This is a genomic window from Comamonas squillarum (assembly GCF_025309455.1).
GTDB classification, from domain to species: Bacteria; Pseudomonadota; Gammaproteobacteria; order Burkholderiales; family Burkholderiaceae_C; genus Comamonas; species Comamonas squillarum.
In genome coordinates this window covers 3,635,291-3,658,164 of the sequence record NZ_CP104377.1, presented here as the reverse complement: position 1 = coordinate 3,658,164, position 22,874 = coordinate 3,635,291, and the positions used below count along the sequence as shown (strand labels likewise).

Sequence of the window (22,874 nt, the reverse complement as noted above, 5' to 3'; positions counted from 1 at the left end):
TTTGCGGAGGCGTCGGAATCAGCGTGCCGATTGCTGCACGTAAGCCAGCAAGGTCTCCACCATGCGGCGCACATGGGGCTGCACCTTGGCGGCCACGGCCGGCAGGTAGTCAAAGGGCATGTGCTCCTGCATATAGCTGCTCTGCGTCATCTCCAGCTGGATGGCATGCACGTTCAGCGCCGGCTGGCCATAGTGGCGCGTGATGTAGCCGCCCTGGAAGCGGCCATTGAGCACGCTGGTAAAACCGTCAGCCTCACCTTTGCGGGCCTCGGCCAGCAGCGCCTCGCCCAGGCCTTCGCCGCAGCTGGCGCCCTTGTTGGTGCCCAGGTTCAGATCGGGCAGCTTGCCGTCAAAAAAGCGCGGTAGCACCGACTGGATCGAATGCGCATCCCACAGGCCTGCTGCGCCATGCTGGGCCTTGATGCGGGCCAGCTCAGCGGCCAGCTGGTCGTGGTAGGGCTTCCAGACCTGGTCGCGGCGCTGGGCAATCTCGGCGTCATCGGGCTGCAGCGCGGCGCTTTGGTAGACGGGGGTGTCGGCAAAGGTGTCGACCGGGCACAGGCCCGTCACGCTCTGGCCGGGGTAGAGGCTGGCGCCATCGGGGGGGCGGTTCATGTCCACCACCAGGCGCGAATGCGTGGCCACCAGGGTCGAGGCCCCGATCTCCTGCGCAAAGGCGTAGAGCAGCGGCAGGTGCCAGTCGGTGTCATGCACCTCGCGCGCCTCGGGCGTAAAGCGCTCGGCCAGCGCGGGCGGCACATAGGTGCCCACATGGGGGAAGGAGATCAGCAGCGGCGCCGTGCCTTGGCGGAATTCAAACGCTGCGCGGTCGGTTTCAAAATGCATGGATCACGTCTCCTGAAGAAGTTCGCTGCGCGCGGCGACAAAGCCGCGCTGCGCGCTGTGGTGCAGCCGGTGGCGGCCGTCGGCCACGCGGCACTGGCCGCCCACCCAGACACTGGCCACCGCACTGCTGCGGCTGCTGGCAAACACATGGGCATCGAGCTGCTCGGCAGCGGGCAGCCCGGCCAGCGCCAGGTGCTGGCCATCGAGCACCACAAAATCGGCCTGCTGGCCCACGGCCAGGCCGGCCACTGCGCGGCCACTGGCCTGCGCGCCGCCCTGCACCGCTGCCAACAGCATATGGCTGCCCACATGGGGCTGCTGGGCACTGGCCGCCACATTGCGCTGCTGCGATTGCAGGCGCTGGCTGTACTCCAGCATCATCAGCTCTTCGGCGGCGTTCACGCCGATGTGGCTGTCCGAGCCAATGCCCCAGCGGCCGGCACCGGCCTGCCAGCGCGGCAGGTCAAAGATGCCGTCGCCCAGGTTGGCTTCCGTCAGCGGGCACAGGCCCGCCACCGCCTGCGAGGCGGCTGCGGCTGCGTATTCGGCCTCATCCATGTGCGTGGCATGCACCAGGCACCAGCGCGCGTCCACCGGCATATGGTCCAGCAGCCAGGCCACCGGGCGCTGGCCGCTCCAGGCGACGCAGGCGTTGACCTCAGCCATCTGCTCGGCAATGTGGATGTGTACGGGCGCCTGGGCGCTCAGCGCATGCAGGCCCTGCACGGCCTCTTGCAAGGCCTCGGGCGCCACCGCGCGCAGCGAGTGCGGCGCCAGGCCCAGCGCCGCGCCTTGGGCGGCGCAGGCGGGGGCCAAGGTCTCCAGCAGGCGCAGCATGTTGTCGGTGCTGCGGATAAAACGCTTTTGGCCGTCATTGGGTGCCTGGCCGCCAAAGCCGCTGTTCTGGTAGAGCACCGGCAGCAAGGTGATGCCGATGCCCGCTGTCTGCGCGGCACGCAGCAGCGCCAGGCTCAGCTCGCCATCGGGGGCGTAGGCCTGGCCATCGGGCTGGTGGTGCAGGTAGTGGAACTCGCAGACGCTGGTGTAGCCCGCTTCGAGCATCTCGATGTAGAGCCAGGTGGCAATCGCCTCCAGGTGCTGGGGCCCCAGGCGCGCGGCAAAGCGGTACATCAGGTTGCGCCAGCTCCAAAAGCTGTCCTGCGCCTGGCCGCGGAACTCCGAGAGCCCGGCAAAGCCGCGCTGGAACGCATGCGAATGCAGGTTGGGCATGCCCGGCAGCACCGGTCCGCCGGCCTGCGCCACACCCGCGCAGCGGGCCGCATCCACTCCCGTTTCGATGGAGCTGAAGAGGCCTTGCGCATCCCAGCGCAGCAGCACGTTCTGCGCCCAGCCCGTGGGCAGCAAGGCCTGGGCGGCAAACAGTTGGTTATGGGTATTCATCGCATCAGACACCGGCTGCTACCTCCTGCAGCGCGACAGCGATCAACAGGGCGTCGTCGCTGCTCGCTTCCAGCTGCAGCGGCTGGCCGGGCGCAGCGGTCCAGTACAGGCCATCTTCGCCACCGGCCACCAGCGCAGCGGCTTGCGCAGGCAGGCGCCAGCTGCCAGCCCGCGCCAGCAGCAGGCCCTGGGCACTGCCCAGCTGCAGGCTGCCACCCCGGTGGATCGTCACCTGCGCCTGCACGCGGCCGCGCCGGGTCATCACATTCAAATCCTGCGAGGCGCCGCCCAGCAGCTGGCAGTCCAGCGCCACATCGCCCGAGAACGCAAAGGGCTGCAGGCAGTGCTGCAACAAATGGTCCACGCTGCCATCGGCAGCCTGCAAATGCACGCCATCACCACCCAGCAAGGTGATGATGCGGTCCACCCCAGCAAAGGCCGAGAACGGCCCACTGCTGGCGATCTGCGCAATGCTGATGCGCCAGGCAAAACTGTCGATGCTGGCGCCAGGCGGCCAGCACAGCACCTCTTGCGTCGTGCCGCCGCCGTTCTTCCATGGCGCGGCGGGCAGCGCGCTGCTGCTGAAAAATTGCATGCTCATCCCTGCCCGTTTATTGCTTTGTCAACACGGCCTGCAAAAAGCTGCGTGTGCGCTCCTTGGTCGGGTTGCTGAAGATGGTCTGCGGGTCACCGGCTTCGATGATGCCGCCGCCATCCATGACGACGACCACATCGGCCACTTCCTTGGCAAAGCCCATTTCATGGGTGACCACCATCATGGTCATGCCTTCGGCGGCCAGCATCTTCATCACCTGCAGCACCTCGCCCACCAGCTCGGGGTCGAGCGCCGAGGTCGGCTCGTCAAACAGCATCACCTTGGGCCGCATGGCCAGCGCGCGCGCAATCGCCACGCGCTGCTTCTGCCCGCCCGAGAGGCTGCCGGGCATCGCATCGGCCTTGTGGCCCAGGCCCACTTTTTTCAGCAGGTCATGCGCCAGCGCATCGGCATCCTTGCGGCTCAGGCCGTGGAGCTTGCGCGGGCCCAGCGTCACGTTGTCCAGCACCGACAGGTGCGGAAACAGGTTGAAGGACTGGAACACCATGCCCACCTCTTCGCGCAGCGCATTGAGGGCTTTTTCGGGCAGCATCTGGCCGTCCTGCACCAGGGTGCGGCCACAGATGTCGATGCGGCCGCCCTGCGGGGCTTCGAGCCCATTGCAGCAGCGCAGGAACGTGCTCTTGCCCGAGCCGCTGGGGCCGATGACGACCACCACCTGCTGGGGCTGCACATCGAAGTCGATGCCATCGAGCACCACATGCGTGCCAAAGGCCTTGCGCAGGCCACGGATGCGGATCATGGATTCGGAAAGTTGGGGAGCTGCGGTCATTGCACCATGCCTCCAGCGCGCAGGCGCTTTTCAAAATGGCGCAGGGCCAGGGTGGTCACGCCGGTCAATACAAAATAAATCACGGCAATCGCCAAATACACTTCCAGCGAGCGGTAGGAGACGCTGATGATCTTCTGGCCCTGGTGCATCACATCATGGATGGTCAGCAGCGAGACCAGCGCCGAGTTCTTGATCAGCGCGATGAACTCATTGCCCAGTGGCGGAATCATGCGCACGATGGCCTGGGGCAGGATCACCGAGAGCATGGCCTGGCCCGACGACATGCCGATGGAGCGCGCCGCCTCCATCTGGCCGCGGTCGATGGACTGGATGGCGCCGCGCACCACTTCGGACACATAGGCGCCCGAGTAGATGCCCAGGCCCAGCACGCCGCAGGCAAAGGCCGGCAGCATGATGCCAAACTGCGGCAGGCCAAAGAACAGAATGAACAGCTGCACCAGAAGCGGCGTGCCGCGGATGGCGGCCACATAGGCCGTGCAGATGCCGTAGATGATCCTGTTCTTGGGGTTGAGCCGGCCAATGCCGATCAGCAGACCCATCACGCAGCCCAGCACCAGCGCAGCGGCCGTGATCTCCACCGTCACCGCTGCACCGCGCAGCAGATCGGGCCACCCTGCCCAGACGGGCGAAAAATCCAAATCCATAGTCAATCCTGTCGTCTCAGATCAGCGCACTGCCTGGGCAGCGCGCTGCGGCACCCTTGCCAATTACTTGCTGCTGGGGAACCACTTGTCCACGATGGCCTTGTAGCCACCGTCGGCCTTGAGCTGCTCGAGCGCCTTGTTCACGGCGGTGGTCAACTCAGGCGTGTCCTTGCGGATGGCCATGCCGTATTCCTCGGTGGTGATCTGCTCGGCCAGCACCTTCATGCCGCCGCGCGTGCGGTTGTACTGGAACGCGGCAGGCTTGCCGGTCACGGCGGCATCGGCGCGGCCGATATCGACCAGGTTGAACATTTCCTGGTTCTTTTCGACCTCAACACGCTGCACCTTGGGGAAGTGCTCGGTGAGGTAGCCCACCGACTTGGTGCCCACCTGCACCGAGACCTTCTTGCCGTCCAGATCGCTCAGCTTGGTGATGGGGCTGCCTTCCTTGACCATGGCCACCAGGCCACCGGCGTAGTAAGGCTGGGTAAAGTCCACCACCTTCTTGCGCTCATCGGTGATGTAGATGGCAGAGACAGCCATGTCGTAGCGCTTGGCGATAAGACCGGGCACCAGGCCCTTGAAGTCGATATCGACCCATTCGACCTTCTTGCCCAGCTTGGCCGCCACGGCCTCGACGAGTTCGACATCAAAACCGGTCTTCTTGCCGTTTTCGACAAATTCCATCGGCGGGAAAGTGGCATCGGTGGCCACGCGCAGCACATTGTTCTGGGCAAAGGCAGCACCTGCACCACAGGCCAGGGCGATCAAAGAGGTCTTCAAGACCAGGCGACGGAAGTTCATGGGAGAGTCCTTTTTCAATTCAAGTACCAAGCAAAATCGCAATGTCATCCAGCCAGACTGCGGGAGATGCGGGCCGCTGCTGCCAAGGTTGCCTGCACCAGCTGGGCTTGCTGGTGCTGCACGCGCTGCTGCGGCGCCATCAGGCTGAGCGCAGCGACCGCGCGGCGGCCGCTGGCAAACACCGGCACGCTGCAACCCCAGACACCGGCGTCGACCTGGCCCACCGTGGTGATGTAGCCCTGTGTGCGCAGCTCCTGCAGCTCGGCAGCGGCCTCGGCGCGAGCGGGGGTGCCTTCGCCGTAGTGCTGGTTGAGCAGCGCTTCGCGTTGCACGGCGGGCAGGTAGGCCAGCACGCACTTGGCAGAAGCCCCCACCTTCAGCGGCACGCTGCTGCCCTTGTCGAACGAGCAGCGCAGCGACAGCGGGCTTTCCACCATGTCCAGGCAGACGGCCTGGCCATTGGCCGCTACCAAGAGGCCTGCGCTCTCCTGGGTCTGCTGCGACAGCTGCACCAGCACAGGGCGGGCCACATGCACCAAATGGGAGCCATCGTCAAAGCCACGCGCCAGCTGCAGGCCCAGCGGCCCGGGCGCATACAGCGCGCCACTGTCGGCCACAAAGCCAAAGCGCTTGAGGCGCGCGAGCTGCCGGTACAGGCTGCTGCGGGGCAAGCCGGTGCCCTGCATCAGCTCGCTGGCCGACAGCGGCCGCCCGGCGCAGGCCAATACCGCCAGCACCTGCAGCACCCGGTCGGCCGCCGACACCTCGGAACCCGGGGTATCCGCTGCCGTGTGCTCGCTGACCAACAACTCTGTAGCATCCATTCGCAATTCCCATTCTTCGGGACTAATGACAACAAGGATCTTGCAAGATCAATGCCAGAATTGTCGATTTGCTCTCTGTATTGCACCCTAGCGCAAACCCTAGGTCGGAATTGAATGGCCCATTCAATTCCCACTTATTGGGAATTTGAAATGTAAAAAACACCGGCGTGGTGCGGCGCTTGGCGCGCAGGCCAGCGCCGCCGCACCCGTGCAGGGCGGGGTGGACGGGAGAGAGAGGGGAGTGTTTGGGCGGGCCCGTGGTGGGGGCGCCGCTCCATCAGCGTTGAGTCAACGCTTCGTCAGCGCACAGGCTGCGGTCAAAGTGCTGCCAGATAGCCCAAAGCAGCGAGCGGCGCCGTCTCGGCGCGCAAAACACGCGGGCCCAAGGTCACCGGTGCAAAGCCGTTGCCGCGCGCCAGCGCTTCTTCGGCGGGCGACAGGCCGCCTTCGGGGCCAGAGAGGAAAACCAGGGGCTGGGCGCCCGCTTGCTGTACCGCCTGGGCCAGCGGCTGCGTGCCGTCTGCCAGCGACAGCACCAGGCGCTGTGCATCGGCCAGGCCGCCGGCCTTGATCCATTGCACCAGGTCCACCGGTGCATGGATGCGTGGCACCTGGTTGCGGCCGCACTGCTCGCAGGCGCTCGCGGCAATCGCTTGCCAGCGCTCCTGGCGCTTGGTGGCGCGGTCGCCCTTGAGGCGGGTGACCGAGCGCTCGGCCTCCAGCGGGGTGATGCTGGCGACGCCCAGCTCGGTCGCCTTCTCCACCAGCCATTCCATGCGCTCGCCAGCGGTAATGCCGGCCAGCAGGTGCACGGCGCGGGCCGCTTCGCGCTCGATCGCCGTGTGGCCCTCAATCTGCACGGTCACATGGCTGCGGCCCATCTGCACGATGGTGGCGTCATATTCACCTGCGGGGCTGCCGGCTACGCCATTGAACAAGGTGATGTGTTCGCCCGGCTGCATGCGAAACACCTGCACATGGCGTGCAGCCTCGGGCGGCAGATCCAGTGCAGCGCCTACGCGCAACTCAACGGGGCAGTAAAAACGGGGCATGGTGCTGGGTCAAAGTGGATGGCAGGAAAGGGCAGAGATTGAAGCAACGAGGTTCAGCCCCGGCCCATCATCCAGCCGCCTTGCTCCTCGATGCCCTCGACCTCATGGATCAGGCGCATCAGCGGTACCAGCTCGCGGTAGCGCGAGGCCGTTGCGCGGATGTAGTGCAAAAAGCGCGGTGCATCGGCCAGGTAGCGCGGCTTGCCGTCGCGCAAGGTCAGGCGGGCAAAGATGCCAGCCACTTTCAGGTGGCGCTGGATGCCCATCCATTCGACTGCGCGGTAGAAGTCACCAAAATCGGCACCAAAGCCCGAGGGGCTGTCAGCGCCCAGCAGGCCAGCCTTGCGCGCCTTCTCCCAGTAGCGGATGGTGATGTCCACGACAAAGTCTTCTTCCCAGCTGATGAAGGCATCGCGCATCAGGCTGGCAATGTCATAGGTGATCGGGCCGTAGAGCGCATCCTGGAAATCCAGCACGCCCAGCGGCGCACCGGCGCTGGGGGGCACCATCAGGTTACGCATCATGAAGTCACGGTGCACAAACACGCGTGGCACCGACAGGTTCTGCGCCACGATGGCGTCAAAGGCGTTTTGCAGCACGGCCTGCTGTTTGTCGCTCAGCTGCACCTGGCGGTGCTGGGCGATGTACCAGTCAGGGAACAGCTGCAGCTCGCGGCGCAGCACGGCCTCGTCATAGACGGGCAGCACGCCTTCGCGCGATGCCTTTTGCCAGTCCACCAAGATATCGACCGCCTGCATGTACCACTGGTAGGCGGCCTGGGAATCGGGCGGCTGGAGCTTTTCGATCACCGTCTGCGTGCCCAGATCGGACAGCAGCATGAAGCCGTGAGCGGCATCCCAGTCCAGCACCTGGGGGGCATTCAGGCCAGCCTCGGCCAGCAGCGCTTGCACCTTCACAAAGGGTTCGCTGTTTTCCTTGTCCGGCGGCGCATCCATGATGATGCGCGTGCCGCCCTGCAGGTCGTCCACCCGCAAATAGCGGCGAAAGCTCGCATCGGCAGACGCCAGGCGAACGCTCTCGGGTCGCAGACCATGGCGGGCCGCTACCGCTGCCAGCCAGGGGGCAAACTGCGCGGCGCGGGTGGCATCGGCCCACACGACTGGGGTAACGCCCTGTAAAGATTGCTTGGCGCTGTCAGGCTGGGGTGCTACAGAAGATGCAGCAATAGGGTCAGACATGGGGGAAATAGATTGGCTCATGGATAATGCAGATTCTACAAAGCCCTGCCGCCCGGCTGGGCCCCAGATCCAGATCCGTGTGCATGTATGCACCGCAGATGCACAGGCCAGTGGCTATTTCCCATGGATATTCACGCTTTAACCGATGTGGCGCCAGCCTCGCCCCGCCCTGCAGGCGCCGCCGCAGGGCTGCGCGCGCGCGCAAACACCAACACATCGCCCCGCACCTTGTCCCGCACCCCCCTTAGCTTCTCCCCCACCACCATCGCCCGGCTGTGCATGGCCATGCTCTGGGCATCGCCCGCGCTGGTACTGGCCCAGGCGCCCGCTGGCAGCGACGATGCCGGCCTGGTGCTGCGCGCCAGCCCCCGCTTGCAAGAGAGCCTGAGCTCCGAGCAGCGCGGCAAGATGCCGGTCTACCTCGAGGGCGACGAGCTCACCGGCCAGACGGCGGACATGACCACCGTCACTGGCAATGCCAGCCTGCGCCGCGCCGACACGATGATCCGCGCCGACCGCCTGCGCTTTTACGAGCCCAGCAACACCGCCTATGCCGATGGCAATGTGCACATCAACCGCGCCGGCAGCGTGTTTGACGGCACCGAGCTGCAGATGCAGCTCGATTCGAACGAGGGTTTCTTCAAGGACGCCAACTACCGCCTGCTGCCCAACAACGGCTATGGCGTGGCCTCGCGCGTGGATTTCATCGACCGCGAGCGCTCGGTCGTGCATGACGGCACCTACACCACCTGCCAGCGCGACGACGAGGCCAGCTGGCAGCCCGACTGGATCATCCGTGCTGAAAAAATCAGCATCGACAACCTTGAAGAGGTCGGTGTGGCCGAGAACGGCGTGCTCGAATTCAAGGGCGTGCCGATCATCCCCATCCCCAAGATGAGCTTTCCGCTGTCGGAAAAGCGCAAATCGGGCCTGCTGCCGCCCACGATGTCGCTCGACAGTGACAGCGGCTTCACCTACGCCCAGCCCTATTACTGGAACATTGCGCCCAACCGCGATGCGACGATCACGCCGACGGCCATGGTCAAGCGCGGCCTGGCGCTGGGCGGCGAGTTCCGCTACCTGGAGCCGACCTACAGCGGCACCCTGGCGGGCCTCTACATGCCCGGCGACCGCCTGCGCGACCGCGACCGCTGGTCCTGGCTGTGGATGCACAATGGCAGCCTGGATACGCCCATTGGCGGCCTGGGGCTAAACATCAACGCCAAGCGCGTGAGCGACTCGGACTACTGGCGCGACTTCCAGGGCAACAGCTACAAGCTCAACGAGCGCCTGCTCAACAGCGAAGCCTCGGCCAGCTGGTCGCGCGATGACCACAGCCTGCTGCTGCGCGCGCAGAAGTGGCAGACCCTGCAGGACCCGCTCTCGCCGATCGTGCCGCCGTATGACCGCATGCCCCAGCTGCAGTACCGCTACACGCCGCAGAACCTGCCGCTGGGCCTGGAAGGCTCGATCGAGGCCGATGCCACGCGCTTCCGTGCCGACACCAGCCTGCTCAACCAGCCCAATGCCGACCGGGGCTATATCCAGGCCGAGCTGAGCCGCCCCTTCATTGCGCCGCAGGGCTACATCACGCCCAAGCTGATGCTCAACACCCGGCACTACAACTTTGACAACTCGGGCCTGGCCACCGTCAGCAGCGCCAGCATCACCGTGCCCACCGTCAGCCTCGACAGCGGCCTGACCTTTGAGCGCAGCACACGCCTGTTTGGCCGCAACCTGATCCAGACGCTGGAGCCACGCGCCTTCTACACCTACACGCCCTACCGCGACCAGAGCATGATCCCGGTCTACGACACGGCGCCGTACGACTTCAGCTTTGCGACCATCTTCAGCTCGAACTCGTTCAGCGGCTATGACCGCATTGCCGACAACAACATGCTGACCGTGGGCGCCACCACGCGCTTTCTCGATGCCGAGACCGGCGCCGAGGCCGCGCGCTTTGGCATCGCCCAGCGCCTGCGCTTCTCGGACCAGCGCGTGGTCATGCCCAATGCCAGCTCGGTCGAAGAGCGCTGGTCGGACATCATGCTGGGCGCGGGCATCAACTGGACACCCAAGTGGGGCTTTGACACCACGGTGCAGTTCAACCCGGACAGCGGCCGCTCGGTGCGCTCGACCATGCAGGCGCGCTACAAGCCCGGCGACTACAAGACGCTGGCACTGGCCTACCGCTACCAGGCGCAGAACAGCGAGCAGATGGACCTGGGCTGGCAGTGGCCAGTCAATGAGATCTTTGGCTCCGGGGGCAAAAAAGCCAAGGGCGAAGGCCGCTGGTACACTGTGGGCCGCCTGAACTACAGCATGCGCGACAAGAAACTGGTGGATTCTGTGGTCGGTGTGGAATACGCCGGATGCTGCTGGAGCAGCCGCATTGTGCTGCAGCGCTTGCAGAACTCGCTGGTGCAGTCCAACACCAAGCTGCTGTTCCAGATGGAATTTACCGGCCTGACCAAACTCACCCTGGGCGCTGACCCGCTGGCCAGCATGCGCGAAAACGTGCCCGGCTACCAGTCTCTGCCCAGCGGCAACGGCGCTGCAGTACCCAGCCGTTTCAGCAATTACGATTGAAGCATTCCCTGACCATGAAACAACGCATTCTCTCTTTGAGCGTGGCCTGCAGCCTGGCTTTGCTGGCCGGAGCCAGCGCAGCGCAAGGCATGAAGGCCAGCGGCGACAGCGCATCGGCTCGCATGCGGGCCCCTGGCGCAGGCCTGGCCACGCCGACGGCCGTTCCTTCGGTGGCCATCCCGGCGGCCGCTGTTGCCCAGCGCAGCAGCAATGCCCCGCGCTCTGCGGACTTCATCGTCGCGGTCGTCAATTCCGAGCCGGTCACCAACGTCGAAGTGCAGCAGCAGTACGAACGCCTGCGCGCCCAGGCCGAGGCCAACAACATGCCCGCCGAGACCGCTCGCCGCCAGGCGCTGGAGATGCTGATCGGCCAGAAGATCCAGCTGCAGATGGCTGCCGAGCGCAACATCACGGTGGACAACTTCGCCGTGCAACAGGCCGAAGAGTCCGTCGCGCGCCAAAACAGCATGACCATGCCCGAGCTGCGCCGCCGCCTGGCCAGCGAAGGCATTCCGGAAGCGCAGTTCCGCGCCGATCTGAAAAAGCAGCTGGTGATCCAGAAGCTGCGCGAGGCCGAGGTGGACTCCAAGGTGCGCGTGAGCGACCTCGACATCGACCAGTACCTGCGTGAGCAAAAGGCCAAGGCCGGCATGGCCAGTGCCGCCACCCAGCTCAACCTGGGCCACATCCTGATCACCGTGCCAGAAAACGCCAGCGACGACCAGGTCAAGCAGCTGCAGGCCAAGGCCCAGCAGGCGGCCGACAAGATCCGCGCTGGCGAAGACTTTGGTGCCGCCGTGGCCGAGTTCTCCGATGTGCCCGACGGCAAGGGCGGCGGCGCCATGGGCCTGCGCCCGGCCGACCGCTACCCCGAGCTGTTCGTCAAGGCCACACAGTCCACCCCGCTGGGCGCCATTGCCGGCCCGGTGCGCTCGCCTGCGGGCTTCCACATCCTGAAGGTGCTGGAGAAGACCAGCGGTGAGGTGCCCGCCATCGTCACCCAAAGCCATGCCCGCCACATCCTGCTGCGCCCCGGCCCCCAGCTGAGCGAAGCCCAGGCCGTGGAGCGCCTCGAAGACTACCGCCGCCGTGTACTGGCCAAGCAGGACACGTTCGAAGACCTGGCCAAGCGCTACTCGGAAGACGGCAGCGCCAAGGAAGGCGGCGACCTGGGCTGGGCCAGCCCACGCAAGTTCGTGCCGGAGTTCGAAGAAGCGCTCAACGCACTGCAGCCCGGCGAGATCAGCCAGCCCATTGCCAGCCGCTTTGGTATCCACCTGATCCAGCTGCTCGAGCGCCGCGAAGCCAAGCTCAACCAGCGCGAGCAGCGCGACATGGTGCGCTCCATCGTGCGCGAGAACAAGCTCGAGCAGGCCTTCAGCACCTGGGCGCAGGAAGCCCGTGCGCGGGCCTACGTGGAATACCGCGAGCCGCCCCAGTAACCCATCCAGCGGCCTGGGGCGCGATGACCCTGCCCGGCGCTGTGGCGCTGCGGCGGTGTCATCATCGGCCCAGGTCTGCCCACTCCAAGAGCGGTGCTTTCGCACCGCTTTGTCATTGCATGAAACACATTCCCCGCAAGCGCTTTGGCCAGAACTTTCTGACCGATCGCGCCGTCATCGACGCGATTGTCGACGCCATCCACCCGCTGCCCGGCCAGACGGTGGTGGAGATCGGCCCGGGCCTGATGGCGCTGACCCAGCCGCTGGTCGAGCGCCTGGGCAAGCTCAGCGTCATTGAGCTCGACCGCGATCTGGCCGTGCGCCTGCGCACGCACCCGCAGCTCGATGTGGTCGAGTCCGATGTGCTGAAGGTCGATTTCCGCGCCCTCGCCCAGCGCCTGGGCGTGGACAAGCTGCGCGTGGCCGGCAACCTGCCCTACAACATCTCCAGCCCCATCCTGTTTCACCTGCTCGACCAGGTCGATGTGGTCGAAGACCAGCACTTCATGCTGCAAAAAGAGGTGATCGACCGCATGGTGGCTGCACCCGCCACCTCCGACTACGGGCGCCTGACGGTCATGCTGCAGTGGCGCTATGCGATGGAGAACGTGCTCTTTGTGCCGCCCAAGAGCTTTGACCCGCCCCCCAAGGTGGACAGCGCCGTCGTGCGCATGGTCCCGCGCGCCGAGCCCGCCCAGCTCGATGCCAAGCTGCTCGAAGACCTGGTGCGCGTGGCCTTCAGCCAGCGCCGCAAGATCTTGCGCAACACCTTGGGCAAATGGCTGGAGGAAAAGGGCTACAGCGGCAACTTCGACCTGCAGCGCCGCGCCGAAGAGGTGCCGGTGGCCGAATACGAACAGGCCGCTGCCAGCCTCTCAGCAGCTTCCAAGGTGGCCTGAGCGTTGGGGCCCCGCCCATAAGCAAAACGCCCGGCGCAAGCCGGGCGTTTTTTCTGGGTCATCAGCAAGCCGATCAGAGGAAAGAGTAAAAGCAGCGAAAAGGCACCTTGCGCTCGGCCCAGTACTCGGCCGCATCGCGAAACACATCGAGCAGCTGCTCGCGCGCTTCGCGGTCAAACTTCATCGCAGTCGGGATCTGGTCCAGCACCACGACAAAGCCGGGCTGGGGGCCACTCTTGTGCAAAGGGTCGGTCAGGCAGTCGAACAGCGCGTCGAAGTTCTTGCCGTAGTGCGACGGAAAATAAAACTGCATGCCAATCAACTCGAGCACATCGGCCTTGGACAGGGCGTGCGCCAGATTGGCGTACAAAAAGTGCTGCCCCAGGTTCTGGGCTGCGTCGCGCAGGTCTTCCAACCGGTAGGCACGAATGGCCTGCACGATGTTGGGACGCACAAAACGCAGCGATGTATCTTGTACCTGACGAAGTGGAGTGTCCATCTCCGTTGCTCTTTCCATTAGCATTTTTTAAAAACCACACCCCATCCCTGGGGCTCATTGGGCATTGTTGACTTAGCACATCACTCTGCGCAAGACATCTCTTGCGGAAAAGCGACATAGGAGGAATCTGACTGGCTAATTCACAATACGCCGAAAGCTGCTGTAGTGATCCTGGGTGTAGTAGCAAGTATCGGGCATTGTGGCGACCTGACCGCCACAAATAATGCGACGCGCCCCCCGATCACGGGAGCCGGGTGTCTTGACGGTGTATTCCCGGTAGTAACCACGCGGGTGCCTGGGCAGGTTGCGTTCACGGTTACCAAATACCGAGCCGTCCTTGTCATAAGGAAAAGGGCCGCCCTCGAAGATCAATGCATAGGTTTTGCGGCCTTGTGGCGGCAATTCGGCCACAGCCACGACCGGCCCATCGAATGCGGAAAGCCCGCTGCCTCGGGCCTGAACCCCAGGCGGCAGCGCAGCCATGACCGCAGCGAGCACACCAGCCTTCACAGACGAGCGGGCCAGAAAACCCCATGCTTTGAGCATCGACAACACCTTTCAGAACTGCGGGCGCACCGAAAGTTCAGCCGGTCAGTGTGACGGATTGCCCCCCAAAATGCAAGAAGCCTGCCCAAAATTTGAGCAGGCTTCTCAGTATTTTACAGCTGCAAGCGTGGCAGACTCAAGCCAAATGCGCTGTAAATATCTTTATCAGCGCGCAAAATTCGCGTCCGCTACCGCAACAGCCGTCATGTTGACAATGCGGCGCACCGTGGCGCTGGGGGTCAAAATATGCACCGGTTGCGCGGCGCCCAGCAGAATCGGGCCAATGGCGATATTGCCGCCAGCGGCCGTTTTGAGCAGGTTGTAGCTGATATTGGCCGCATCGATGTTGGGCAGCACCAGCAGATTGGCGTTACCTACCAGCGGGCTCTCGGGCATGATGCTGGCGCGTTGCTTCTGGTCCAGCGCCACATCGCCGTGCATCTCGCCATCCACTTCCAGCCAGGGCGCCTGGATGCGCAGCAGCTCCAGCGTCTGGCGCATCTTGATGGCGCTGGGCTGGTTGCTGGAGCCAAAGTTCGAGTGCGACAGCAGCGCGGCCTTGGGCTTGATACCAAAGCGCATCATCTCCTCGGCCGCCATGATCGTGATCTCGGCGAGCTGCTCGGCGGTCGGGTCGTAGTTCACATGGGTGTCGACCAGGAAGACCTGGCGCTCGGGCAGCAGCAGGCCGTTCATGCAGGCGTAGGTCGCCGTGCCGGCGCGCTTGCCAATCACCTGGTCGATGTAGTGCAGGTGGATGGCGGTGTTGTTCCAGGTGCCGCAGATCAGGCCATCGACCTCGCCCTTGTGCAGCAGCATGCAGCCAATCAGGGTCAGGCGGCGGCGCATTTCGATCTTGGCGATCGGCACCGTCACGCCCTTGCGCTCGGCCATGCGGTGGTAGGACTGCCAGAAATCGCGGTAGCGGTCGTCATGCTCGACGTTGACCACATCGTAGTCCGTGCCTTCCTTGAGGCGCAGGCCGAACTTCTCGATGCGCTGGGCAATGATCGCCGGGCGGCCGATCAAGGTGGGGCGCGCCACACGCTCGTCCACGACGATCTGGGCCGCACGCAGGATACGCTCTTCCTCGCCTTCGGCGTAGGCAATGCGCTTTTTCGCAGCGCGCTTGGCCGCCATGAAGATGGGCTTCATCGCGGTGCCGGAGGCGTAGACAAAAGTCTGCAGGTGCTCGCGGTAAGCATCCATGTCCTGGATCGGACGCTCGGCCACGCCGCATTCCGCTGCCGCCTGCGCCACAGCGGGCGCAATCTTCATCATCAGGCGCGGGTCAAACGGCTTGGGGATCAGGTACTCGGGGCCAAAGGACAGGTCCTGGCCGGCATAGGCATTGGCAACCTCTTCGGTCTGCTCGGCCTGGGCCAGGTCGGCAATCGCGTGCACCGTGGCGATTTCCATCTCGGTGGTGATCGTCGTTGCGCCGCAATCGAGCGCGCCCCGGAAGATATAGGGGAAGCACAGCACGTTGTTGACCTGGTTCGGGTAGTCCGAACGGCCGGTCGCCATGATGATGTCGTCGCGCACCGCCTTGGCGTCTTCGGGCGAGATCTCGGGATTGGGGTTGGCCAGCGCAAAAATGATGGGGCGCGCAGCCATGCGCTGCACCATGTCGGGCTTGAGCACGCCGCCCGCCGACAGGCCCAGGAACACATCGGCGCCGTCAATCACCTGCGACAACGTGCGCTTGTCGGTTTCTTGCGCGAAAAGCTCCTTATCTTCGTCCATCAGCTCGGTACGGCCTTTGTAGACCACGCCAACGATGTCGGTGACAATCACGTTTTCGCGCTTGAGGCCGATCTCCAGCAGCAGGTTCAGGCAGGCAAGCGCTGCAGCGCCCGCCCCCGAGGCCACCAGCTTCACTTCTTCAATCTTCTTGCCTGCGACCTTGAGCGCATTGACCATGGCCGCTGCCACAGTGATCGCGGTGCCGTGCTGGTCGTCGTGGAAGACCGGGATCTTCATGCGCTTGCGCAGTTCACGCTCCACATAGAAGCACTCGGGCGCCTTGATGTCTTCCAGATTTACGGCGCCAAAGGTGGGCTCCAGCGCGGCGATCACTTCCACCAGCTTCTGGGGGTCTTTTTCGTTGATTTCGATGTCAAAAACATCGACACCTGCAAATTTCTTGAACAGAACACCCTTGCCTTCCATCACCGGCTTGGAGGCCAGCGCGCCGATGTCGCCCAGACCCAGCACAGCCGTGCCGTTGGAGATCACGGCCACCAGGTTGCCACGGCTGGTGTACTTGAAGGCAGCTGCCGGATCCTTGACGATTTCTTCGCAAGGTGCAGCCACGCCGGGCGAATAGGCCAGCGCCAGGTCATGCTGGTTGGCCATGGGCTTGGTCGCGGCAATCGCCACCTTGCCGGGGCGGGGAAACTGGTGGTACTCCAGTGCGGACTGGCGCAGCAGCGCACGCTTGTCCACCGCAGTGGGGGTTGAATTCTTCTCAGTCATGGCGGTCTCCGGCATCACGCAGCATTCACTACGAAAAACAGCTGGAACATGCTGCCATCTGCATGCATGTCTCAACAGTATGTCCAAGGGCCCAGAACGATTTTCCCACGGCCAAATGCTGTGGATCGTATACAAGGCACTCACCATTCTAGGCGCAGGCTAAAAATCAAGTATTCCAGTCGCCGTCTAGAACTATGAAAAAGATGTATAGCTTTTTCCAGTTTAGGCATACATTGCGTAAAGCCCGCCCATCTCGGCGGAAGCCAAGGTCTACAATGGCTCACGTTTGCGCTATATAGGCCCTGCAAGGCCTCATTTGTCATGGATTTAATGCTGCTGGTCGTTCTCATCCTGGGCGTGAGCTATGTGCTGCGCGCCAAGGCCCAAAAGCAGCGCATCGCCTTGCTGGCCCAATATTTGCGTAATTACGACATCGAAAAGCTGATGGAGCGCCTGGTCAGCAGCTACATGCGGGCGCTGGACGAGAAAGACAGCAACCGCCAGCAGCAAATCTGGGAGCTGCAGGCATCGGTGGAAAACAGCCTGGCCAGCCAGTTCAGCAGCTTTGCCGACACCTTGGCCAAGGCGCCCGAGCCGGCCAATGGTGCCACGTTCAAGATCAGCACCCAAAGCTTTTACTTCCCCTTCTCGCAGCTGATCGACAAGCTCCAGGGCGGCAGCAGGTCCTTTGACCTGCGCACCGCCATCCGCCTGCATGCCGATGGCATTGCACGCGTAGTGGCCAACACCGCCGGCCGCAGCCCCAAGGACCGCGCCTTTACGCTGCTGGCCGAGATGTATCTGATGCAGCACACCTGCCACTGGTACTGCAAATCCAAGGCCGTGGCCTCGGCGCGCATGCAGCTGCGCAACCAGACCACCTATGAGCAGGTTATACAGAGCGTCTCGCCCGAGACGCGCAATGCCTATCTGGCGCTGCTGGGCGAGCGCTGATTGCCGTGATTGGCTGACACCTGGGCGCCCGGCCTGCGGCGACAATGTCGGTGTTACCAGTACCACTACAGGGAAAAGCCCATGCCAGCCATTCCAACCCGACTTGCCGCCCTGGCAGCCGTCGTTGCCACTGCCAGCCTGCTGAGCGCCTGTGACGAACGCCCCGGGCCCATGCAGCCTATCTCCGGCACGGTAGCGGCTTCGCGCCAGCCCTTGCCCGACAAGCCGCTGTTCAACGCGCCCATCACCGACAGCCACTCGGTGCTGCCCCCCGCCAAGGCCGACAAACACGATCCGCTCCCCCCTGCGGTGCCACTGGCTTCTGCCGATGACCCCAAGACCTCCAACGGCGGCACCACGGCAGAAGGCGGCAGCGTGAACCCCTCGGCCGGCATGGGCGCCGTCATCACCGACAGCAAGGGCGCGCAGCACGAAGCCGATGGCAAGCCTTGACCGGTCTGCGGCGCGGGTGCCGCATCGCCAATCAGGCACCGTCCTTGCTAGCTAGCTGGCCATGACGACCTCCAACACCCACCCCGCTGCGCTGGTTCTGGAGGCGCGGCCTCTGACCGCGCACAACTTCTCGGCCTTTGGCACCGTGATTGGCCTGGCCGACCCCAGCCTGCCCAGCCAGTCCATCAACCAGGGCAATGCGCTGCGCTATGACCTGCTGCCCGATCTGCAGCTGACGGCGCAAGGCGGCTGGCCGATGCTGGCGCTGTTTCGCGCGCAGGCGCGGCAGTTTCCGCTGGCGGTGACCGAGGTCGAATGCCATGCACTGGGCAGCCAGAGCTTTGTGCCACTGGGCACCCAGCGCTTTGTCGTGGTGGTGGCCGCTGCCGGCCCCGCCCCCAAGGCTGACGACATGCAGGCCTTTGTCACCGATGGCCGCCAGGGCATCGTGCTGGCACCCGGCACCTGGCACCATGCCTTGCTCGCCGTCGAGGGCGGTGATTTCGCCGTCATCGAGCGGCGCGCCGATGCGCTGGACTGCCGCTGCGAAGCAATCAGCGCGCCGCTGCAGGTCCGCCTGCCCGCCGATCTCGCTTAATCACTTACACCGCAGCCGCCAGCTGCTGCGCAATCGCGATCAAGCTGCGGTCCGTGCCTGCCGGGCCCAGCAGCGAGATCCCCAAGGGCGCGCCGTCGCGGCTGGCCAGCGGCAGCGAGATCTGCGGAAAACCCGCCAAGCCCGCCAGGCACAGCATCTGCACCGCCTGGTTGCGGTAGGCCTCCAGCGATACCTCATCGGCGCTGCGCAGTGGCGCAATATCGGGCATGGTCGGCATCACCAGCACGCCATCGCTGCCCAGCAGATCGGCCAGATGCTGGCGGAAGCGCGCACGGAACTGCTCGGCCTCCTGCACCTGGGCATCGCTCACATTGCTCGACCAGTCAAAGCGCTCCTTCACGCCCGGGCCCAGCACCGGCGCATAGCGGCTGATAAAGGCGCCATCGGTCATCCAGGCTTCGCGCCCCTGGATATAGCGAAAGCTCCAGTACATCGCGTCGAAAGAATCGAGCACCGCATTGCAATCCTGCGCGCTGCCCAGCAGCTGTGTGATCTGCTGCAGCGCGCCATCCCAGGCCGGGCGCACGGCGCTGTCCACCAGGCCCCAGACGTCGCTGGGCATCAGCAGGCGTGGGCGGGCCGGCAGCAGCGTCGTGTCGGGCGCCAGCAGCACATCGGCCACGCGGGCAAAGGTGTGGGCATCGCGGGCCAACCAGCCGCAGGTATCCAGGCTGTGGCACAGCGCCAGGGCTGACTCCAGGCTCACCCGGCCATGCGTGGGCCGTATGCCGTACAGGCCGCAGTGGCTGGCCGGCGCACGCACCGAGCCGCCCGTGTCCGTGCCCAGCGCAAAGTCGCACAGCCGGCTCGATACCGCCGAGGCTGAGCCCGATGACGAACCGCCGGTGATGCGCGCGGGCGCGTTGCCATTGATCGGCGCGCCAAAGTGGGCGTTGTTGCCATTCATCGAGAACGCCAGCTCATCGGTCACCGTCTTGCCCGCCAACGCCGCGCCGGCATCGAGCAGCTTTTGCACCGTGGGCGCCGTCTGCGTCTTGATGCCGGACAGGGCCAGCAGCAGCGGGTTGCCGCCCCCCGTGGGATAGCCGGCAATGTCGAACAGATCCTTCACCCCAAAGTACAGGCCGCTGAGCGGGCCGGTGGCGGCATGGCGCACCGGCACATCGGGGTAGGGAACAAAGGCATGGGCAGGGTCGTGCAAGGGCATGGTGGGGTCAGTCCTGGGCAAAAAAATAGAAATGCAGGGGCCTAAGCAGCGGCCAGCACGTTGGGCGCAAAGGCTGCCGCCGTTGCAGTGTGCACGCAGCGCGCCATATGGCCAGGCGCCAGCGTGACCGGCTCCGGCACCGCTTGCAGGCAGGCGGCCGTGGCCAGCTTGCAGCGCGGTGCAAAGGCGCAGCCCGGCGGGATGGCGGTCAGATCGGGCGGCGCGCCAGCAATGGTCTGCAGCGGCTGGCCGCGCTCCATAGCGCCATGGGATCGGCTTTGCAGCAAGGCCATGGTGTAGGGGTGGCGCGGGCTGCGGATCAGCTGCTCGGCTGTGCCCTCTTCGACGATGCGGCCCGCGTACATCACCGCAATGCGGTCGGCCACTTCCACCGCCGCGCCAATGTCGTGGGTCACAAACACAATGCCCAGGCCCAGCTCACGCTGCAGCTCGCGCAGCAGCAACAGGATCTGGATCTGCACGGTGGCATCGAGGGCGGTGGTGGGCTCGTCGGCCAGCAGCACCTGCGGGTTGCAGGCCAGGGCCAGCGCAATCATCGCCCGCTGGCGCATGCCGCCCGACATCTCATGCGGATAGGCCTTGAGGCGCTGCTCCGGGCTGGGAATGCGCACCCGCTCGAACAGCGCCAGCGCGCGCTGCTGCGCCTCGCTCTGGCTCACGCGCTCGTGCCGGCGTATGGCTTCGACAATCTGCGCGCCCACCGGGTAGACCGGGTCCAGCGCCAGCAAGGGGTCCTGAAAAATCATCGCGCAGGTCTTGCCGCGAAAGTCGTTGAGCGCACCGCCGCGCAGCGCCAGCACATCCTGGCCGGCGACCCGGATCTGGCCCTTCATCGTGGTCTTGCGCTCGGGGTGCAGGCGCAGCAGGCTGCGCAGGGTCACGCTCTTGCCCGATCCCGATTCGCCAATCAGCGCCACCGCTTCGCCCTTGGCGACCGACAGGCTCACGCCGCTGACGGCCTGGACCACTTTCTTGCCGCTGGCAAACTGCACATTCAGGTCCTGGATCTGGACCAGGGGAGGAGAGGCTGTGTTCATCGTGGTGCTCCGGGTTCAGGCGGCCAGCGCAGCAGCGGCGGCCAGGGGGTGGCCACTGCCAGGCTCATGCACCAGGCAGCGCGCGGCATGGTGCAGCTGCACCGGGGTGACGGCCGGCGCGGCCTGGGCGCAGACCGGCGCCGCCTTGGGGCAGCGCGGGTGAAAGCGGCAACCCGTGGGCGGGTTGATGGGGTTGGGCGGGTCACCAGCCAGCGGGGCCACCAGGGTGCGGTGGCTCGGGTCCATCGACGGCACCGACGACAGCAAGGCCTTGGTGTAGGGGTGGGCCGGCGCGGCAAATAGCGCATCCGACGGGCCGATCTCGGCCACCTGGCCGAGGTACATCACCATCACCCGGTCGCTGATGTAGTGCACGACGCCCAGGTCATGGCTGATGAAGACATAGGTCAGGCCAAACTCGCGCTTCAGATCAGCCAGCAGGTTCAGCACCTGGGCCTCCACCGATTTGTCGAGCGCCGAGACCGCCTCGTCCAGGATCACCATGCGCGGCTGCAAGGCCAGCGCGCGCGCAATGTTGATGCGCTGGCGCTGGCCGCCCGAGAGCTCATGCGGGTAGCGCTCCGCAAAGCGGGCCGGCGCCAGGCCCACCCGGTCCATCAAATGGTGCGCGCGGGCGACCGCCTCCTTGCGCGAGACGCCATGCACCTGCGGGCCAAAGGCGATCGAGTCCTCGATGGTCAGGCGCGGGTTGAGCGAGGCATAGCTGTCCTGGAAAACCATCTGCACCTGGCGGCGAAACTCCTTGAGGCTCAAATCCCGCGAGCCCACCGTGCGGCCATCGAACACCAGCTCGCCGGCGGTCGGGTCCATCAGGTGCATCAACAGGCGCGCCGTGGTCGACTTGCCGCAACCGGACTCGCCCACCACGCCCAGGGTCTCGCCCTTGAGCACCTCGAAATCGACACCATCGACCGCGCGCACCAGCTTGCCTTGCTTGAGCGGGAAATGCTTGGTCAACCCGCGCACCGTCAGCAGCGGCTGGGCCGGGCCACCCACATCGGCGGCCAGGGTGGCAGCCGGGTTCAGAGAAGAAGGCTGGAGCATGGCTTACCCCTTGTTGTCCATGGCCGTGCGCAGGCCATCGGAGAGCAGATTGAAGGAGATGGAGGTGATGAAGATCATCAGCCCCGGCAAGGCCGCCACCCAGGGCTGGGTGTAGATCGCCGTGCGCAAGGTGTTGAGCATCAGGCCCCATTCGGGCTCGGGCGGCTTCACACCCAGGCCCAGAAACGACAGGCCCGAGGCCAGGATCATCGACACCGCAATCAGGCTGGTGGCGTAGACAAAGATGGGGCCCAGCACATTGCCCAGCACATGCACGCGCACGATGGTGAAGGCGCTGGCCCCGGTGGCGCGCGCGGCCTCCACATAGTCGCGGTTGCGGGCCTGGGCCGTCACGCTCTCGGCCACGCGGGCGATCTGCGGGATAAAGACAATCGTCAGCGACACCAGCGAGTTGAAGATGCCCGCGCCCAGCGCACCCGACAGCGCAATGGCCAGCAGCACCGAGGGGAAGGCATAGAACACATCGATGGTGCGCATGATCACCGTGTTGGTGCGCCCCCCCGCGTAGCCGGCCACAATGCCGATACCCGTGCCAATCACAAAGGCCAACAGCACCGGGGTGATGCCCATGAACAGCGACAGGCGTGCGCCCATCATCAGGCGCGAGAGCATGTCGCGGCCCAGCTCATCGCTGCCCAGTGGCAGGCCCGCGGTGCCGATGGGCTTGAGCCGCTTGAGCATGGAGGCCAGGTAGGGGTCGGACGGCGTGATCCAGGGCGCCAGCGCCGCCACCACAATCAGCAGCACAATGACGGCGGCCGCGCCCATGGCCACCGGGTCGCGCAGCAGGCGCTGCAGCACCGAGGACCAATAGCCGCGTGAGCGCTGGGCCGGCAGCGGCTGCACCTGGGCCGCTGCTGCATCGGGAAGGGAAAGACTGGTCATGGGGACGGAACCTCCAGAA

The 22,874-nt window shown here is 65.0% G+C and carries 22 protein-coding genes; 6 read left to right on the top strand and 16 right to left on the bottom strand.

Going from position 1 to position 22,874, the window contains the following annotated elements; all coding sequences use genetic code 11:
* Nucleotides 1–18: 18 nt before the first annotated feature.
* The 9 genes from hutG to N4T19_RS16870 form a co-directional block, all read right to left on the bottom strand.
* A complete protein-coding gene (gene hutG / locus N4T19_RS16910; RefSeq protein WP_116925413.1) occupies nucleotides 19–846 on the bottom strand; it encodes an N-formylglutamate deformylase in 828 nt (275 codons plus the stop codon).
* Nucleotides 847–849: 3 nt separating this feature from the next.
* The gene (locus tag N4T19_RS16905) at nucleotides 850–2,247 is read right to left on the bottom strand and encodes a formimidoylglutamate deiminase (protein WP_260718586.1); all 1,398 of its coding nucleotides are present in this window, start codon (nucleotides 2,245–2,247) and stop codon (nucleotides 850–852) included.
* Between the two features lie 4 nt (nucleotides 2,248–2,251).
* A complete protein-coding gene (locus N4T19_RS16900) occupies nucleotides 2,252–2,842 on the bottom strand; it encodes a HutD/Ves family protein (RefSeq protein ID WP_116925522.1) in 591 nt (196 codons plus the stop codon).
* Between the two features lie 16 nt (nucleotides 2,843–2,858).
* Nucleotides 2,859–3,635, bottom strand: coding sequence for an amino acid ABC transporter ATP-binding protein (locus tag N4T19_RS16895; RefSeq protein WP_269780255.1), 777 nt, complete (start codon nucleotides 3,633–3,635; stop codon nucleotides 2,859–2,861).
* On the bottom strand, nucleotides 3,632–4,300 hold the full coding sequence (locus N4T19_RS16890) for an amino acid ABC transporter permease (protein WP_116925410.1): 669 nt from the start codon (nucleotides 4,298–4,300) through the stop codon (nucleotides 3,632–3,634). Before N4T19_RS16890 ends, N4T19_RS16895 begins: the two co-directional genes overlap by 4 nt.
* 63 nt (nucleotides 4,301–4,363) lie before the next feature.
* Nucleotides 4,364–5,104, bottom strand: a complete 741-nt coding sequence (locus N4T19_RS16885; RefSeq protein WP_260718585.1) for a transporter substrate-binding domain-containing protein — start codon at nucleotides 5,102–5,104, stop codon at nucleotides 4,364–4,366.
* Nucleotides 5,105–5,148: 44 nt separating this feature from the next.
* Nucleotides 5,149–5,928, bottom strand: a complete 780-nt coding sequence (locus N4T19_RS16880; RefSeq protein ID WP_260718584.1) for an IclR family transcriptional regulator — start codon at nucleotides 5,926–5,928, stop codon at nucleotides 5,149–5,151.
* Between the two features lie 317 nt (nucleotides 5,929–6,245).
* Nucleotides 6,246–6,980, bottom strand: coding sequence for a 16S rRNA (uracil(1498)-N(3))-methyltransferase (locus tag N4T19_RS16875; protein WP_116925407.1), 735 nt, complete (start codon nucleotides 6,978–6,980; stop codon nucleotides 6,246–6,248).
* Between the two features lie 53 nt (nucleotides 6,981–7,033).
* Nucleotides 7,034–8,179: an aminoglycoside phosphotransferase family protein gene (locus N4T19_RS16870; protein WP_116925406.1), complete on the bottom strand. Its 1,146-nt coding sequence runs from the start codon at nucleotides 8,177–8,179 to the stop codon at nucleotides 7,034–7,036.
* A gap of 123 nt (nucleotides 8,180–8,302) precedes the next feature.
* On the opposite strand from N4T19_RS16870, the gene N4T19_RS16865 reads away from it, so the two are divergent.
* The 3 genes from N4T19_RS16865 (at nucleotide 8,303) to rsmA (ending at nucleotide 13,109) form a co-directional block, all read left to right on the top strand.
* Nucleotides 8,303–10,768: an LPS-assembly protein LptD gene (locus N4T19_RS16865; RefSeq protein ID WP_409935121.1), complete on the top strand. Its 2,466-nt coding sequence runs from the start codon at nucleotides 8,303–8,305 to the stop codon at nucleotides 10,766–10,768.
* A gap of 14 nt (nucleotides 10,769–10,782) precedes the next feature.
* Nucleotides 10,783–12,210 (top strand): peptidylprolyl isomerase, encoded by a 1,428-nt coding sequence (locus N4T19_RS16860; protein ID WP_182344438.1) that lies wholly within the window; start codon nucleotides 10,783–10,785, stop codon nucleotides 12,208–12,210.
* A 119-nt stretch (nucleotides 12,211–12,329) separates the two neighbouring features.
* Nucleotides 12,330–13,109, top strand: coding sequence for a 16S rRNA (adenine(1518)-N(6)/adenine(1519)-N(6))-dimethyltransferase RsmA (rsmA, locus tag N4T19_RS16855; RefSeq protein WP_260718583.1), 780 nt, complete (start codon nucleotides 12,330–12,332; stop codon nucleotides 13,107–13,109).
* A 73-nt stretch (nucleotides 13,110–13,182) separates the two neighbouring features.
* Here the strand turns inward: rsmA and N4T19_RS16850 are convergent, their stop codons facing one another.
* From N4T19_RS16850 to N4T19_RS16840, 3 genes are all read right to left on the bottom strand, one after another.
* Complete coding sequence (locus tag N4T19_RS16850) at nucleotides 13,183–13,608, bottom strand: barstar family protein (RefSeq protein WP_027010748.1); 426 nt, start codon at nucleotides 13,606–13,608, stop codon at nucleotides 13,183–13,185.
* A gap of 135 nt (nucleotides 13,609–13,743) precedes the next feature.
* Nucleotides 13,744–14,154: a guanyl-specific ribonuclease gene (locus tag N4T19_RS16845; protein WP_182344436.1), complete on the bottom strand. Its 411-nt coding sequence runs from the start codon at nucleotides 14,152–14,154 to the stop codon at nucleotides 13,744–13,746.
* Between the two features lie 165 nt (nucleotides 14,155–14,319).
* Nucleotides 14,320–16,632 carry an NADP-dependent malic enzyme gene (locus tag N4T19_RS16840; protein WP_116925520.1) on the bottom strand — a complete coding sequence of 771 codons (2,313 nt, stop codon included), beginning with the start codon at nucleotides 16,630–16,632 and terminating at the stop codon, nucleotides 14,320–14,322.
* Nucleotides 16,633–16,953: 321 nt separating this feature from the next.
* Here N4T19_RS16840 and N4T19_RS16835 point away from each other — a divergent pair, with 321 nt between their 5' ends.
* The 3 genes from N4T19_RS16835 (at nucleotide 16,954) to N4T19_RS16825 (ending at nucleotide 18,637) form a co-directional block, all read left to right on the top strand.
* Nucleotides 16,954–17,586, top strand: a complete 633-nt coding sequence (locus N4T19_RS16835) for a hypothetical protein (RefSeq protein WP_116925402.1) — start codon at nucleotides 16,954–16,956, stop codon at nucleotides 17,584–17,586.
* A gap of 81 nt (nucleotides 17,587–17,667) precedes the next feature.
* Entirely contained in the window at nucleotides 17,668–18,039 is a 372-nt protein-coding gene (locus tag N4T19_RS16830) for a hypothetical protein (RefSeq protein ID WP_116925401.1), read from the top strand.
* 61 nt (nucleotides 18,040–18,100) lie between these two features.
* Nucleotides 18,101–18,637, top strand: a complete 537-nt coding sequence (locus N4T19_RS16825; protein WP_116925400.1) for an ureidoglycolate lyase — start codon at nucleotides 18,101–18,103, stop codon at nucleotides 18,635–18,637.
* 4 nt (nucleotides 18,638–18,641) lie between these two features.
* On the opposite strand, the gene N4T19_RS16820 is transcribed toward N4T19_RS16825, so the two are convergent.
* Genes N4T19_RS16820 through N4T19_RS16805 form a run of 4 tightly spaced genes read right to left on the bottom strand, consistent with a single transcriptional unit; the run spans nucleotide 18,642 to nucleotide 22,855 of the window.
* A complete protein-coding gene (locus N4T19_RS16820; RefSeq protein WP_116925399.1) occupies nucleotides 18,642–19,826 on the bottom strand; it encodes an amidase in 1,185 nt (394 codons plus the stop codon).
* Between the two features lie 41 nt (nucleotides 19,827–19,867).
* Nucleotides 19,868–20,884 carry an ABC transporter ATP-binding protein gene (locus N4T19_RS16815; protein WP_116925398.1) on the bottom strand — a complete coding sequence of 339 codons (1,017 nt, stop codon included), beginning with the start codon at nucleotides 20,882–20,884 and terminating at the stop codon, nucleotides 19,868–19,870.
* Between the two features lie 15 nt (nucleotides 20,885–20,899).
* Nucleotides 20,900–21,949 (bottom strand): ABC transporter ATP-binding protein, encoded by a 1,050-nt coding sequence (locus tag N4T19_RS16810; RefSeq protein WP_260718582.1) that lies wholly within the window; start codon nucleotides 21,947–21,949, stop codon nucleotides 20,900–20,902.
* 3 nt (nucleotides 21,950–21,952) lie between these two features.
* The gene (locus tag N4T19_RS16805) at nucleotides 21,953–22,855 is read right to left on the bottom strand and encodes an ABC transporter permease (protein WP_116925396.1); all 903 of its coding nucleotides are present in this window, start codon (nucleotides 22,853–22,855) and stop codon (nucleotides 21,953–21,955) included.
* Nucleotides 22,856–22,874: the final 19 nt, after the last annotated feature.

What these genes read in the sequence shown, in the direction of transcription:
- N4T19_RS16840 (WP_116925520.1), bottom strand. Translation starts at nt 16,632, where the DNA reads ATGACTGAGAAGAATTCAACCCCCACTGCGGTGGACAAGCGTGCGCTG.
- N4T19_RS16870 (WP_116925406.1), bottom strand. Translation starts at nt 8,179, where the DNA reads ATGTCTGACCCTATTGCTGCATCTTCTGTAGCACCCCAGCCTGACAGC.
- N4T19_RS16835 (WP_116925402.1), top strand. Translation starts at nt 16,954, where the DNA reads ATGGATTTAATGCTGCTGGTCGTTCTCATCCTGGGCGTGAGCTATGTG.
- N4T19_RS16895 (WP_269780255.1), bottom strand. Translation starts at nt 3,635, where the DNA reads ATGACCGCAGCTCCCCAACTTTCCGAATCCATGATCCGCATCCGTGGC.
- N4T19_RS16865 (WP_409935121.1), top strand. Translation starts at nt 8,303, where the DNA reads ATGGATATTCACGCTTTAACCGATGTGGCGCCAGCCTCGCCCCGCCCT.
- N4T19_RS16845 (WP_182344436.1), bottom strand. Translation starts at nt 14,154, where the DNA reads ATGCTCAAAGCATGGGGTTTTCTGGCCCGCTCGTCTGTGAAGGCTGGT.
- N4T19_RS16905 (WP_260718586.1), bottom strand. Translation starts at nt 2,247, where the DNA reads ATGAATACCCATAACCAACTGTTTGCCGCCCAGGCCTTGCTGCCCACG.
- N4T19_RS16815 (WP_116925398.1), bottom strand. Translation starts at nt 20,884, where the DNA reads ATGAACACAGCCTCTCCTCCCCTGGTCCAGATCCAGGACCTGAATGTG.
- N4T19_RS16805 (WP_116925396.1), bottom strand. Translation starts at nt 22,855, where the DNA reads ATGACCAGTCTTTCCCTTCCCGATGCAGCAGCGGCCCAGGTGCAGCCG.
- N4T19_RS16830 (WP_116925401.1), top strand. Translation starts at nt 17,668, where the DNA reads ATGCCAGCCATTCCAACCCGACTTGCCGCCCTGGCAGCCGTCGTTGCC.
- N4T19_RS16900 (WP_116925522.1), bottom strand. Translation starts at nt 2,842, where the DNA reads ATGCAATTTTTCAGCAGCAGCGCGCTGCCCGCCGCGCCATGGAAGAAC.
- rsmA (WP_260718583.1), top strand. Translation starts at nt 12,330, where the DNA reads ATGAAACACATTCCCCGCAAGCGCTTTGGCCAGAACTTTCTGACCGAT.
- N4T19_RS16860 (WP_182344438.1), top strand. Translation starts at nt 10,783, where the DNA reads ATGAAACAACGCATTCTCTCTTTGAGCGTGGCCTGCAGCCTGGCTTTG.
- N4T19_RS16885 (WP_260718585.1), bottom strand. Translation starts at nt 5,104, where the DNA reads ATGAACTTCCGTCGCCTGGTCTTGAAGACCTCTTTGATCGCCCTGGCC.
- N4T19_RS16880 (WP_260718584.1), bottom strand. Translation starts at nt 5,928, where the DNA reads ATGGATGCTACAGAGTTGTTGGTCAGCGAGCACACGGCAGCGGATACC.
- N4T19_RS16875 (WP_116925407.1), bottom strand. Translation starts at nt 6,980, where the DNA reads ATGCCCCGTTTTTACTGCCCCGTTGAGTTGCGCGTAGGCGCTGCACTG.
- N4T19_RS16890 (WP_116925410.1), bottom strand. Translation starts at nt 4,300, where the DNA reads ATGGATTTGGATTTTTCGCCCGTCTGGGCAGGGTGGCCCGATCTGCTG.
- hutG (WP_116925413.1), bottom strand. Translation starts at nt 846, where the DNA reads ATGCATTTTGAAACCGACCGCGCAGCGTTTGAATTCCGCCAAGGCACG.
- N4T19_RS16825 (WP_116925400.1), top strand. Translation starts at nt 18,101, where the DNA reads ATGACGACCTCCAACACCCACCCCGCTGCGCTGGTTCTGGAGGCGCGG.
- N4T19_RS16810 (WP_260718582.1), bottom strand. Translation starts at nt 21,949, where the DNA reads ATGCTCCAGCCTTCTTCTCTGAACCCGGCTGCCACCCTGGCCGCCGAT.
- N4T19_RS16850 (WP_027010748.1), bottom strand. Translation starts at nt 13,608, where the DNA reads ATGGACACTCCACTTCGTCAGGTACAAGATACATCGCTGCGTTTTGTG.
- N4T19_RS16820 (WP_116925399.1), bottom strand. Translation starts at nt 19,826, where the DNA reads ATGCCCTTGCACGACCCTGCCCATGCCTTTGTTCCCTACCCCGATGTG.